Consider the following 12,884-nt stretch of genomic DNA (forward strand, 5'->3'; position numbering starts at 1 on the left):
ACAACATAGAAACATAACATTTAAGTTTACATAAATATTTAAAACACTAATGTCTAAGTTTGATTCAATACGCCATTACCATGATCACGAGGTCAATGAGGTCCTACAAAGAATCTCTAAGCACCCTATGGTCAAAGCGTTAATGGGTTTTACTTTTCCAAATAAAACCGAACAGCAATGGATGGAAGATTTGAGCAAAGTAACCTCAATACAGCAATTTCAAGAGGAATTTGCCTATTATTCTATTCTACGCATCTTAGAAAAAAGTTCGAATGGACTTTCAACTTCTGGTTTTGAGAAGTTAGAAAAAGATACGGCTTATTTATATATATCCAATCACCGTGATATCATCATGGATACGTCTTTACTGAATGTAACCTTAAAAGATCACGGCTTAACAATGACTGCTTCTGCCGTTGGAGACAACTTGGTACAGAAGTCTTTTTTATTGGCTTTAGCCAAAGTGAACCGAAACTTTTTAGTTCGTCGTAAACTAACACCGAGAGAATTATTAGAAAGTTCTCGTTTGATGTCAGAATACATTCACAGTCTTATTGTAGAAGAGAATCGTTCGGTGTGGATTGCACAACGCGAAGGAAGAACGAAAGATGGCAATGATGCTACACATACAGGTGTTTTAAAAATGCTTGGTATGGATGCAGGCGATGAAAACTTAATGGATTATTTCAAACAGTTGAAAATCGTACCTGTTTCTATTTCTTATGAATATGATCCTACAGATGCCTTGAAGATGCCTCAATTATTAGCTATTGCGAATAATGAAGCGTACATCAAGGAAAAAAATGAGGATTTTGTCAATTTATACAGTGGAATTATTGGTCAAAAGAAAGGGATTCACATTCACGTTGGGGATGTGATTGATACGGAATTAGACCAAATCAAGGCCATTGCAGATAAACCCAATAAACAATTACAGGCCTTAGCTCAAGTGATTGACCATTCGATCATCACCAATTACCACCTATGGCCGACTAATTATATCGCGTACGATATTCTAAATAATACGAACAAATTTGCGGATCGCTATAGTGAGAAGGAAAAACAGTTGTTTGAACGTCGTTTAGAGCTACGCGTAAACAAACAGGAGCAAAAAGTAGTCGATAACTTCTTAGCGATGTATGCAAATCCTGTAGTGAATAAATTAAAGTTACAAGATGAACAATAAGCCAGCTATCTTACTAATCTATACGGGTGGGACAATCGGTATGGTTAAAGATTTTAAAACGGGTGCTTTGCGCGCGTTTAACTTTAATCAATTGGTTGAACGCATTCCCGAATTGCATTTGTTGGATTGTGCTATAGAAACCTATTCGTTTGATGTACCGATTGACTCTTCGGATATGCAACCGGATTTATGGGTACAAATGGCAAGCATTGTAGAAGATAATTACGACCGTTTTGATGGATTTGTGATTTTACACGGTTCAGATACGATGTCGTATTCAGCTTCAGCTTTGAGTTTTATGTTGGAGAATGTTCACAAACCTGTTATTTTAACGGGTTCTCAGTTGCCTATTGGAGATTTGCGCACAGATGCAAAAGAAAATCTAATTACGGCTATTCAAATTGCAGCTTTACAAGAAAACAATACCCCTGTCATCCAAGAGGTTTGTTTGTACTTTGAATATAAATTATACCGCGGAAACCGCACATCTAAAGTAAGTGCAGAGTTATTTAATGCCTTTACCTCTCCCAATGTTCCGCATTTAGCAGAATCAGGGGTGAATTTGCGCATCAATCATTCGTTATTGATACAAAAACCGCTATCTTTGCCGCTGACCGTTCATAAAAAAATGTCACGCAATGTGATGATTTTGCGTTTGTTTCCAGGTATTCAACAACAAGTTTTGGAGGCTATATTGGCCATCCCAAATTTAGAGGGAATCATCCTAGAGACTTATGGTTCAGGGAATGCTCCTACAGAACCGTGGTTCTTAGAAACATTGCGCTGTGCCACACAGAAAGGACTTAAGGTGATCAATGTAACCCAGTGTTCTAGTGGTAGCGTTATGATGGGGAAATATGAAACGAGTACAGAATTGAAAGAGATTGGTGTTATTTCTGGGAAAGATATTACAACAGAAGCTGCAATCACTAAATTGATGTTCTTATTGGCTCAACCCGATATTGTAGATTTTAAATTAGCTTTCGAAACGCCGATTTGTGGCGAAATGGAAGTATAAATAGAGAGAGGTGGCCGAGTGGTCGAAGGCGCACGCCTGGAAAGTGTGTATACGGCAACGTATCGAGGGTTCGAATCCCTTCCTCTCTGCAAGGAAAACCACCAACGGATGTTGGTGGTTTTTTTATTTGGATAAGGCTCGTGGAAAGCTCTGCTTTTCTAAGAGGCGTTACAAATAAAAAAACTAGCAGGAGTGCAACGAATGCGTGGTTTTTCTTGTGAAAAATACCCTTATTAGGGAAAACCGAAGCGTAGCGGAGGTAATCCCTTTTGATAAGCCTCGTGGGGAGCTCGCTCACCTAAGAGGCGTTACAAATAAAAAAACTAGCAGGAGTGCAACGAATGCGTGGTTTTTCTTGTGAAAAATACCCTTATTAGGGAAAACCGAAGCGTAGCGGAGGTAATCCCTTTGCTGATAAATCGTGGGGAGTTTTACTCACCTAAGAGGCGTACAAATAAAAAAACAAGCGGGAGTGCAACGAATGCGTGGTTTTTCTTGTGAAAAAGCCCCTTATTAGGGAAAACCGAAGCGTAGCGGAGGTAATCCTTTTGCTGATAAATCGTGGAAAGCTCTGCTTTTCTAAGAGGCATTACAAATAAAAAAACAAGTAGGAGTGCAACGAATGCGTGGTTTTCTTTGTGAAAAAGCCCCTTATTAGGGAAAACCGAAGCATAGCGGAGGTAACCCTTTTATTATATTCTTCGCTAGAAATCTCATTCACTAAAAAGAATAATATGCACAAAAACGCTATTACAAAAAAAGCCGTTCCGAAGAACAGCTTTTTGATTACACTATCTTACTTTTATCTAAAAGTAACTACTTGATTGTAAACTAAACCTGGTGAATCAATTACTTGGTGTAAAATTGTAACTGGTTCAGGGTTCCCTAATATTGAAATAGGTAGACTTATATTTCCGCGACTTGCACCCATTGAAAATTGACCTCCATAGGTTGAAACTTCAGTTTTATACTGAATTTTAGAAAAAACATAATGTAAAAACTCTCCTCCATTTGGTTGATAAACCTAATAACATTCTTTAAAAAATCCTCCATCATACTGCCACGTTTTATTAGTTAAACAATCACAACCATAAAAGCAACAGAATGAAAATGCTGTTGCATTATTAGTCTGCACAAATATTACTTGTTAACCTGGAGGTATATCAATTCTATTAAAATAACTATAATAAGGTAATAGTTACTATTCATAAAAAGTAATTCGTTTCAAGGCTCAACACCTCTATAGTATAAGCCGTATCATTTTTGAACGCAAGTGAACGAGCACTTTAACTAAAACTCGTTGAACTAACAACAAGTAATAATATTTCTCATTTCTTAACTACTAATAACTATAAAATATTGCACCAAAGCAAAACCAACGATATCAGGTCCATCAGTATACCCTCCATAGGTAGTTTCACCTAATTTTTCAAGAAATTTCTTTGCTATATCTACACTTTCAGTTCCTTCTAAGTACTCTACCTGATCAATTTCTCCACTTGTATATTGATTGTACAAGTTTTCAAAATCTTTAAATTCAGTCGTATCCCTGATTGGATTTGTATTCATTTCAACCTTTGAATTTCCATCCAAGCTACTGCTTGTTATAGATTCATCACTACTACAACTGGTAAACATGAGTAATCCGCCCATGGCTAATACTAACATTGTTTTCTTCATACTTTTATAAATTTTAATGTTAAACTAAATTTAAACTTAACTTAAATAAACATAATAAACAATGTTTTTTATTCAAAATAACAATTGGTAGACAAAAAATTAACCACAACTATCCGAATTAAAAGCCCGAAAAACACTTTCAAATGTTCATAAACTAAGGAAATACATCAATTAAATTTGCTGTTTATTATTTCTAGGAGTAGAACAAATAAACAAGGCTTAGCCCCTATTAACTGTAGGCTGACCTATAAAGAACAAAGAAAGCAATTTGCTACAGGATTATTCATCAATCCTAAATATTGGCAAAACTCCAAACAAAGAGCCCATCCTCCCAATGAGGAAAACAATTTTATCAATACCTAATTAAGTCTGATATAGGAACCATTGCTTTCTTTTTATAATAAAAAGGAAAAGGAAAATTTAGTTGTTAATTGTATAACAATAAAATAATAATACTGCACTTCTAATTTTTATCACAACAAACAATTTAAAATAGGTTAATTTTGCATAATATTAAAACACACTTTACAAACAAAATCCATATTATGAAAAAGCTAGTTTTCTTTTCCTTTTTACTTACTGCTATTTTTTTTCAAAGCTGTAGTGTTATGAAAGTATCCGACAAAAAATCAAACGGATATTTTGCAGCTACCAAATCTGCCAAAATACTGACTAACCTTCCCTTTGACTTAGATAACAATAAACAGTTATTAGTGGTACAAAATGAACCATTTATGAAAGGTATGGCTGAAAAAATAGGTTATTTTGATCAAGTAATAACGTTTGATGAGTTAGAGAAAGAAATTATCAAAGCCAATATGCAAGATGAAGTTGGTTCTTTAATTGGAAAAATAGGAATCAACACAGCTTATCGCAAATACAAGAAATTCCTTTTCTTAAAAATTGAACGTGAGAATAAAAACAGAATACAACTCAAATTGATTAATCCAGAAAATTTTGAGGAGATTTTTATTGCAGATACAAAGTTTGATTTAGTTTGGGCTGGGGTAAATGACAGCAATACTTTTAATCCTTTATTTAATGCCTTGATTGAGTATATCAAATCTCATTCAAAACAGTACAAATAAAAATTTCGTTTCTATACACCTTTAAAATCATATTGATTCCGTACATCATATTTACTACACAACAATGCAGAGTAAGAGATTTTTAACTACCCTTATCTTTCTTCTTTTGGTACAGCTTTCGTTTGCACAAAAAGAAATCAACCTTGAAGAATTGTTGAATACAGATTACTTAGTTGAAGATAAAGCCATTCTATATGGTACATTTGTCCAGCGTCTAGGTTTTAGTAGTGGGGGGTTTCCACAAGATATCCAGCTACAGAATACAGATACAAAAGAAATTGTTTCTTTTAGAGTTAAACCTACATTTAAATCAGCAAAACGAAATATCTTTATTATTTATATTGAACCTGGCAATTATGTGATTCTCAATTATTGGTGGACTAAAAGTACGTGGTATGGTGGAAAAACCTATACTGAACCTATTTATAGAGATTTTGATAGCTTTAACTACATTACACCAAAAGAAGGGGAAAATCAGTTGATTCAAGCCAATTTAGAGCAGTTTAAATTGACCATTCAGGCGAACACGTTATACTATGTAGGCACTTGGCATTTCGACCAAAGTATCGTCTCCTTCACGAACGACAAGGAGGAATTAGATCTAAAGATAGCTAGGAATCATCCAAATCTTGACTTCAAAAAAGCGAAAGTACACTTACCTGAATAGGTAGTTCAACGAAATACATTACATCAAATACAAGGAATTCTCTTAGAATACACCACGAATTCCCAATACAAATAGTTCTATAAATAACGAAAGAGTTCGATTTTGCTTGTAAAATCGAACTCTTTCACTTTATAGATAATCCCTTGATTGACGACCTTTTCAATTAGACTACACCTATATATACTCTCCTTCAGATTAAATAATTTATCCAGCCACAATTGAATAAACAGCAGTATCCACAAACTTACCGTTATGAAATTCATTTTCTTTAAAATAAGCTTCTCGTACAAAGCCACATTTTTCTAGTACCCGTTGTGAACCTACATTATCTGGGTAAATGATTGCTTCAATGGAATGGAATCCAAAATCATCAAATCCATACTCAACTAATCGTTGTACTGCTTCCGAAGCATAGCCCTTGCCATAGTATTGAGGGAGTAACATATACCCCGTTTCCGTTCGATAATGTTGTAATTTCATGCGATAAAACCCGATCGTTCCAATCATTTCACCATTCTCTTTTAAGGTGATGGTCCAATTGACACATTCCTTATTTTCCATTCGTTCTTGTAGGGAATTGATATAATCTTCCGCTTCTTTGAGCTCCGTTGCTAATGGAACAGGAATATATTGCATTACTTCTGCACTTGAACGCATCGCAAACATGCCTTGAGCATCTCCTAAATTGGTTTGACGTAGGATTAAACGTTCTGTTTCTAATATAGGAGAGGTAGTAAAATTAAAATCTAACATAAATAGTTATTCTAGTCTAAAAGCTAAAAGTAAGAAAAAAGAAGTTGGCTTCTTCTAAAAAAACAACATACTAAGAATTGAGAATTTTCCTTTATCCATCCCTTTGTTTTGCTACAAAAAACGATAATTATCAAAAACTAAATTTACATTATTTGTATTTTTTATCACACAACCTATTGTATATAAGTAAATTAATATTTACTTTTAACCTAATAAATTGACAATTTCATACTGCAACGATTTCAATTTATTACGTTATTTGATGAAGCGGTGTATTTCATTTTTACAACGAACCAAGCGTCATGATTTATGCTTTTTATTTACAACGCTCTAAACTATGTTTAGAATTTGAACAATTAGAACGAGAAATCAACAGTTTTCCAACTGTTATGCGAAACGCTATTTTGAAGCATAAAAACAGAGCTGATCAAGAAGCCAATATTTTAGGAAAATTACTTCTCAAATATGGTTTCATCCAACTTGGTTTTGATGGCAATGCACTCCTTCAACAGCTAACAACAGATACCAACGGCAAGCCATCTATTGCTCAAAGTAGTCTTTCTTTTTCAATTTCGCACTCCGATGATTTCATCATTTGTGTGCTGACTTCTAATCCTAGTATTGGCGTCGATATTGAAAAGATAACCCCTATTCCCCAAGAAGAATATACCTTTCTATTGCGAAAGGACGAACAGATTCAAATCGCTCAATCCTCCCAAAAGGATCGTGCCTTTTATCAATTATGGACCCAAAAAGAAGCTTGTCTAAAAGCAGATGGAAGAGGTTTATCCTTCCCCTTGGAAAACGTTTTCATCTCTCATGATATAGCCTCTGTGGATACCACTATTTGGTACCTAGAGGAACTTTTGCTCTCTGATGCTTATTGTTGTACAATCGCAACCAATACAAAGAGGCAAAATGAAATAGTAAAACAACAGATCCATGATATTAATTCGTTACTATCATCCTATTAAGTTAGACTGACCTCATTTTAGTGGTATTCTATACTAATAGTCGCACTGATTTATTAATCCTCAGCCCAAGACGTATGAATCTAAAACCGACCTCCTTCATACGTCATTTTTCCCCTTTTCCCCTCAATATTCAGGAAATCATGTCTTCCACCTCTTCTTTATCTCAGAAGTAGGTAAGGTCTATTATTTCCTTCGATGCACCTAATATTTTTCATAGATACGATATTTCTTTTATTCCTATTTAATTTAGGAATACCCCTAAGTTCTTATCGTCTTTAAAATAAATATCAACCAATTACAATTTATTATGAACCAAAATGTATACACCGATCCACTAACGATCAACGGGCCAACGCTTACAGCCAAACAATTAGAACAGATTTTATCCTTTAATCAAACCGCAAATAATAGTTATCCACTTCACCAAACCATTATTGATTTAATTGAAGAGCAAGTACGATTAGTACCTAACAAACAAGCCCTTATTTTTCAAGACACAACCCTGACCTATCGTGAAATGGATCAATTAGCCAATCAATTGGCTCATCATCTGATGCATTCTGCCGCAATCAAACCTGACGACCGCATTGGATTAATGATGGATCGCAGTGAAAAGCTCATTATTGCTCTTTTAGCAATTATGAAAACAGGCGCTGCTTATGTGCCTATGCCTCCTTTGTATCCAGAAGATCGATTAAAAACCATTAGCCAGGAAAGTCAGATTTCTCTGTTATTAACTGAACAAGCTTTTGAAAAAGTTGCGCAAAGAATAAGTTCACAAACCGTAACTTGGGAAGAAGTAGATTGGGACATGTCAAAAGAAACTCCTATAAGAAATCTTAAACCACATCATTTAATGTATGTGATGTTCACTTCGGGTTCTACAGGAGGCCCAAAAGGAGTTGCCATAGAACATAGGAGTGTAGTGAATGCTTTAAGTTATTTTATTGAAAACGTTATTCATAAATCCACAGGCTATATGCTTGCAGTTAGCACTTATGCCTTTGATATTTCAGTGCTTGAGATTTTTTCTATATTGATGACAGGACATACGCTTGTTGTAGCTTCACAAGAAGATCAGCTCAACCCAGAAGCCATCGTTGACCTTATTTTAAAATACAATATATCAGTAGCCCAAACAACACCAAGCACTTGGTCTATGTTAGCTGATACAACTAATTGGCATAAAGTAAAACCAATGAATATTATTTGTGGAGGAGAATATTTATCTCCAACACTTGGTAAAATCTTGTTAGATGGAAATCACACCATCTGTAATGTATATGGCCCAACGGAAACCACCATTTGGATTACTTGTAAAATGATTTATTCTGAGGCTGATTTATATACTATTGGTGGGCCAATTGACAATACGGATATTTATATTATGCATCAAAATAAAATACAACCTATAAATGAAGTTGGTGAGATTTGTGTAGGTGGTATTGGGTTGAGTCGTGGCTATTTAGGGCAGCCTGAACTCACTCAAACTAAATTTATAGATCACCCTTTACAACCTGGTAAAAAAATATACAAAACTGGTGATTTAGGAAAATGGTTAGAAAATGGTGAAATAGAATACATTGGCAGAATAGATGATCAAGTCAAAATTCGAGGGTACCGCATTGAGCTCCAAGAAATAGAGGAAAATATTGCTAAACTAGAAGGCGTAGAAAAGGCAGTTGTTCGTGTCAAATCCGCAAGTGACTATGATAAAAAACTTCTAGGCTTTTTAGAGTGCCCTAGTTTGCATCTTGATGAAAAAGGTAGACATGCCCTTATCAAACAGTTTCGAGAAGTGCTTACCCATCGCCTACCTGTTTATATGATTCCTCATGATTTTGTAATTATGGAGAAATTCCCATTAAATTCCAATGGAAAAGTAGATAAAAAAGCATTGCTAGAAAACTATAAAAACACAAAAGTAACTTTTGATGAGAGTAAAGAATTTAAAAATGAGTTTGAAAAAACAATCTATAAAATTTGGACAGAGATTTTGCAGTATCCTTTTATTGAAGTAAAAGACAACTTTTTTGAATTAGGAGGGCATTCTTTACTGTTAGCTAAGTTGTATAACCGATTGCCCGACCTTTATCGTGATAACATCAAATTACAAGATTTATTTATCCACAAAACTATTGAGTCACAAGCCCAAATTATTCAAGAACGAATTAATACCGATGTTACTCATCAAGAAAATGATCAAAATGAAAAAATGATTCAGCAATTACTAGAAGATGCGAAGCTTATACCTGAAATTAAATTAACAGGTACTTTGGATACTTCAATCATGGATGCCCCAGACAGCATCTTATTAACAGGAGCTAATGGATTTGTAGGTGTGCATGTGATTGATGAATTGATGAAGCAAACAGAAGCTACGGTTTACTGTTTAGTTCGTGCCGAAAATGAACAAATTGGATTCAAACGTTTGCGTCAAGCTTTTGAGCAATTCTTAATTCCTTCACATTGGTTTGATACTGGTCGAATTCAGGTGGTGACTGGAGATTTAAATAAGCCTTTATTGGGATTCAGTGAAGCACAATTCAATGCACTAGCAAATAAAATAGAATGCATCTACCATTCAGGAAGTTCAGTAAATTTTATTGAACCATATCCTATAATACGAAAAGCTAATATTTTAGGCCTACAAGAGGTAATTAAATTTGCCGCTACAGGAAAAATAAAACCAGTATCACTATTTTCCACTTGTGCAGTTTTTAGCTTTGGTCATCAGTTTACAAAAAAAAGATTTGCATTAGAAAATGATAATATTCACCAAGATTTAGAAGCAGTTAGTCGTGATTTAGGTTATGTACAAAGCAAATGGGTAATGGAACAAATCATGGAAAAAGCAGAAGAAAAAGGAGTACCTGTTATCGTCTTCCGTTTGGGATATGCCTTGAGCAATTCACAGACAGGTTCTACCGCCATATATCAATGGTGGGGCGCTTTGGTTCGAAGTTGTATTGCAAATAATGCCTATCCATCAATTTTAGGTTTTAAATCCCAACTTGTTCCGGTAGATTATATGGCCAAGAGTATTGTGCGTATCTCTCGCCAAAAAGAAGCCTTGGGTAAAAAGTTTCACCTAACTCCACTTCCTGAAGGTGATGTTTCAATCAATGATTTTTTTGATCGAATTAATCAATACTTTGGATTTAAGATGAAACCACTTCCTTATCATGATTGGCTAAATTTATGGAAAAATAATGAAGATGATCCATTGTACCCTTTACTTGGTATGTTCACTGATAAAGTACATGGAGAATCCACATTAAAAGAAGTGTATCAAAATACTTATTATTATGATTCACAGAACACCTTGGACTTCATTAAGGATAGTGAAATGCCTTATCCACCATTGATTAATAAAACCATACTAGAGCCTTATTTGAAATATTTAGCTGTTATTTAATTTCTAAAAGGCAAAACAAAAAGCGCAGTAAGTTACTGCGCTTTTCTTTTTTCCTTATACCAAAATATTTCATATCTTACTTTTTAATATAAACTGCTTTATGAACTGGCAACCCATAACACTTGAAGAATTACATCTCGAGATTCAAAAAGGAGAAAACAAAATGACTGCTGAACAATTGCTGTTTTGGAAAGAAATTCGCATCGTTCCAGAAAAATGGGTTGAACATACCCTGGGAAAAGAAGGTGGGAGCTTTTGGGTAATAGCCCAATATAATCACAAGGTTTTATACTATAATGATATTGAAGAAGGTTTCAATTGTTCAACCTTTGTACAAAAAGGAATTATAGATTACTATGGGGCTGCGCAAGATGAACTCCAATGGGCTCTCGATTTAATTAATATCCAGAGCTTCAAATCGCAGCTATACATTGACGATATGCTTATTGGTTCATCAATTCTTTCTATTTGTGATGAAACGATGGGTGTTTTATCGGGTTATCTAGTTCCTAATGAACAGTACAAAAAGTTCCAATCTGCTATTTTTACTCAATTCGATCAAAAAGGGATTTCCGCGCTTATGGATTTCAATTATCAAATTATCTTGGAGGACACTTTTGTTTTGCATCCACAAGGCGGAATAGGAATCACACATTCCCGTGATTTCCCTGAAGAAATAGTAATAGAAACTGCAGGAAATACAATCGATGAAATTATGAAATTACGTTAATAGGATTCCCTATGCAAAATCGCTACAATCTTATTATCCCTGAATTATTCACTTACTTGCTTCCACTTATATGCCGTATCTTTAGCATTAAAAATAGAGTTCTTCTTTACGCTTATGAAAAAAATTGCCTTTACCATTATTCCTTTGCTCTTTCTATTTCTAGGGTGTACACATAAAGTTACCATCGACAATAAATACCTAACGGTTACTATACCGATGGAATACCGAAATTTGACAGATTATAATGAAATGGATGTTCTGTATTTGGATTGCAACAGAAAAGATGGATTGCAAAGTATCGTCTCGATTGACAATATCGTTGATTTAACTATTCAACCCAATAGTCAAACGATTTTAGAAGATACACCTGTAGAAGTTTTATCCCGTCGTTTCCGTTCAATCAAAGATTCGGTAGACAATGACTCCACCTTTAGTTGGAAAAAATTTAGCGTTACCGAAGAACCCAAAGCTATCACCTTTAAAGGATTACCTGCAGCAGAAGGCGTATTTGAAGTCGAGGAATATATAAAAAGCACCGATCGAATGATTCAAAAAAAAGTCAAACGCATGGTTGTTTTCGTAGATCACGACTTATGGAATATTGTTTTAGCTCCATCACAACTAAAACATTACGAGGATGAAATGCAAATCTTTGAGCAAATCCTTGCAAGTATTGAGATTAAAAAATAAAGCGTACGCTAATGGTTCATTTTGACAATCTAAAAACCCATGTTACTGATTTTCCCAAGACTTGGACTTTTTTATGGTCCCCTGAAGAAGCCGCGGATATTCCGCAGACCCATAAAGACCAAATTTTCTTCCTCGATGCAGCAGCGACAACTTTTGTGCAACAGTATATAGCGAGTGCTAAAATGGTGACAGGTCCTTTGTGGAAACCCTTTAACGAGCGCTATTTTAAGACTATTGAAACCTTTGAGATTACAACAGATACACAAGAGCACGTCAAAAAATGGTTGTATGAAAAGCCTATTCCCTTTGATCACTTTGTTCTTGTTGATGCTGATCGCAGTGGGCAAGCCGTATTACTCACCTGGAAAATGGTACTTCATTATTGGGAAGGTCTTTTCTTTGCTGATGATCTACTGATTTTTGATGCTTCTCTTACTTGGGGGTTGTTCTATTTTCACGAAGATCAGCTGTATTTTGGAAGCAATAAAATCTATGATAAAGAATTTGAATATGAGAAAACAAAAGCGCTACAAGAATTGAAAAAACAATTCTTTACGCCCAGCAACTTGAACTTCACCCAAGAGGAAAAAAGAAAAGCAATTCAAGCCTTTAAAATCAAGTACGATACGGATTCATTAAACGATTAATTTCTTTTTTTCTATTGTTTCGGTGCACATTGT

Annotated in this window: 12 protein-coding genes and 1 tRNA gene; 11 read left to right on the forward strand and 2 right to left on the reverse strand. The window is 34.8% G+C overall.

Translation table 11 applies throughout. From position 1 onward, the window contains the following. Positions 1-49 precede the first annotated feature (49 nt). The 3 genes from ACUTSE_RS04310 (at position 50) to ACUTSE_RS04320 (ending at position 2,293) form a co-directional block, all read left to right on the forward strand. A complete protein-coding gene (locus ACUTSE_RS04310; protein WP_002989337.1) occupies positions 50-1,186 on the forward strand; it encodes a 1-acyl-sn-glycerol-3-phosphate acyltransferase in 1,137 nt (378 codons plus the stop codon). Continuing rightward, positions 1,176-2,204, forward strand: a complete 1,029-nt coding sequence (locus ACUTSE_RS04315) for an asparaginase (RefSeq protein WP_259187616.1) — start codon at positions 1,176-1,178, stop codon at positions 2,202-2,204. Before ACUTSE_RS04310 ends, ACUTSE_RS04315 begins: the two co-directional genes overlap by 11 nt. A 4-nt stretch (positions 2,205-2,208) precedes the next feature. Further along, positions 2,209-2,293 (forward strand) — tRNA-Ser (locus ACUTSE_RS04320). Positions 2,294-3,539: 1,246 nt separating this feature from the next. Here the strand turns inward: ACUTSE_RS04320 and ACUTSE_RS04325 are convergent. After that, complete coding sequence (locus ACUTSE_RS04325) at positions 3,540-3,884, reverse strand: hypothetical protein (RefSeq protein WP_445639375.1); 345 nt, start codon at positions 3,882-3,884, stop codon at positions 3,540-3,542. 177 nt (positions 3,885-4,061) lie between these two features. On the opposite strand from ACUTSE_RS04325, the gene ACUTSE_RS04330 reads away from it, so the two are divergent. The 3 genes from ACUTSE_RS04330 (at position 4,062) to ACUTSE_RS04340 (ending at position 5,639) form a co-directional block, all read left to right on the forward strand. Beyond that, on the forward strand, positions 4,062-4,247 hold the full coding sequence (locus tag ACUTSE_RS04330) for an Arm DNA-binding domain-containing protein (protein WP_445639376.1): 186 nt from the start codon (positions 4,062-4,064) through the stop codon (positions 4,245-4,247). Positions 4,248-4,492: 245 nt separating this feature from the next. Then, positions 4,493-4,972 (forward strand): hypothetical protein, encoded by a 480-nt coding sequence (locus tag ACUTSE_RS04335; protein WP_445639377.1) that lies wholly within the window; start codon positions 4,493-4,495, stop codon positions 4,970-4,972. Between the two features lie 64 nt (positions 4,973-5,036). Next, positions 5,037-5,639 (forward strand): hypothetical protein, encoded by a 603-nt coding sequence (locus tag ACUTSE_RS04340; protein ID WP_353101871.1) that lies wholly within the window; start codon positions 5,037-5,039, stop codon positions 5,637-5,639. A 204-nt stretch (positions 5,640-5,843) separates the two neighbouring features. Here ACUTSE_RS04340 and ACUTSE_RS04345 read toward each other — a convergent pair whose 3' ends face one another. Next, the gene (locus ACUTSE_RS04345; protein ID WP_115092280.1) at positions 5,844-6,392 is read right to left on the reverse strand and encodes a GNAT family N-acetyltransferase; all 549 of its coding nucleotides are present in this window, start codon (positions 6,390-6,392) and stop codon (positions 5,844-5,846) included. A 302-nt stretch (positions 6,393-6,694) separates the two neighbouring features. On the opposite strand from ACUTSE_RS04345, the gene ACUTSE_RS04350 reads away from it, so the two are divergent. The 5 genes from ACUTSE_RS04350 (at position 6,695) to ACUTSE_RS04370 (ending at position 12,851) form a co-directional block, all read left to right on the forward strand. After that, entirely contained in the window at positions 6,695-7,366 is a 672-nt protein-coding gene (locus ACUTSE_RS04350) for a 4'-phosphopantetheinyl transferase family protein (RefSeq protein ID WP_445639378.1), read from the forward strand. A gap of 307 nt (positions 7,367-7,673) precedes the next feature. Next, complete coding sequence (locus tag ACUTSE_RS04355) at positions 7,674-10,784, forward strand: amino acid adenylation domain-containing protein (RefSeq protein ID WP_445639379.1); 3,111 nt, start codon at positions 7,674-7,676, stop codon at positions 10,782-10,784. Positions 10,785-10,884: 100 nt separating this feature from the next. Beyond that, the gene (locus ACUTSE_RS04360; protein WP_445639380.1) at positions 10,885-11,514 is read left to right on the forward strand and encodes a hypothetical protein; all 630 of its coding nucleotides are present in this window, start codon (positions 10,885-10,887) and stop codon (positions 11,512-11,514) included. Positions 11,515-11,628: 114 nt separating this feature from the next. After that, positions 11,629-12,204: a hypothetical protein gene (locus tag ACUTSE_RS04365; RefSeq protein WP_445639381.1), complete on the forward strand. Its 576-nt coding sequence runs from the start codon at positions 11,629-11,631 to the stop codon at positions 12,202-12,204. Between the two features lie 11 nt (positions 12,205-12,215). Beyond that, entirely contained in the window at positions 12,216-12,851 is a 636-nt protein-coding gene (locus ACUTSE_RS04370; RefSeq protein WP_445639382.1) for a hypothetical protein, read from the forward strand. Positions 12,852-12,884: the final 33 nt, after the last annotated feature.

Source organism: Myroides sp. TSA_177.3 (genome assembly GCF_052691955.1).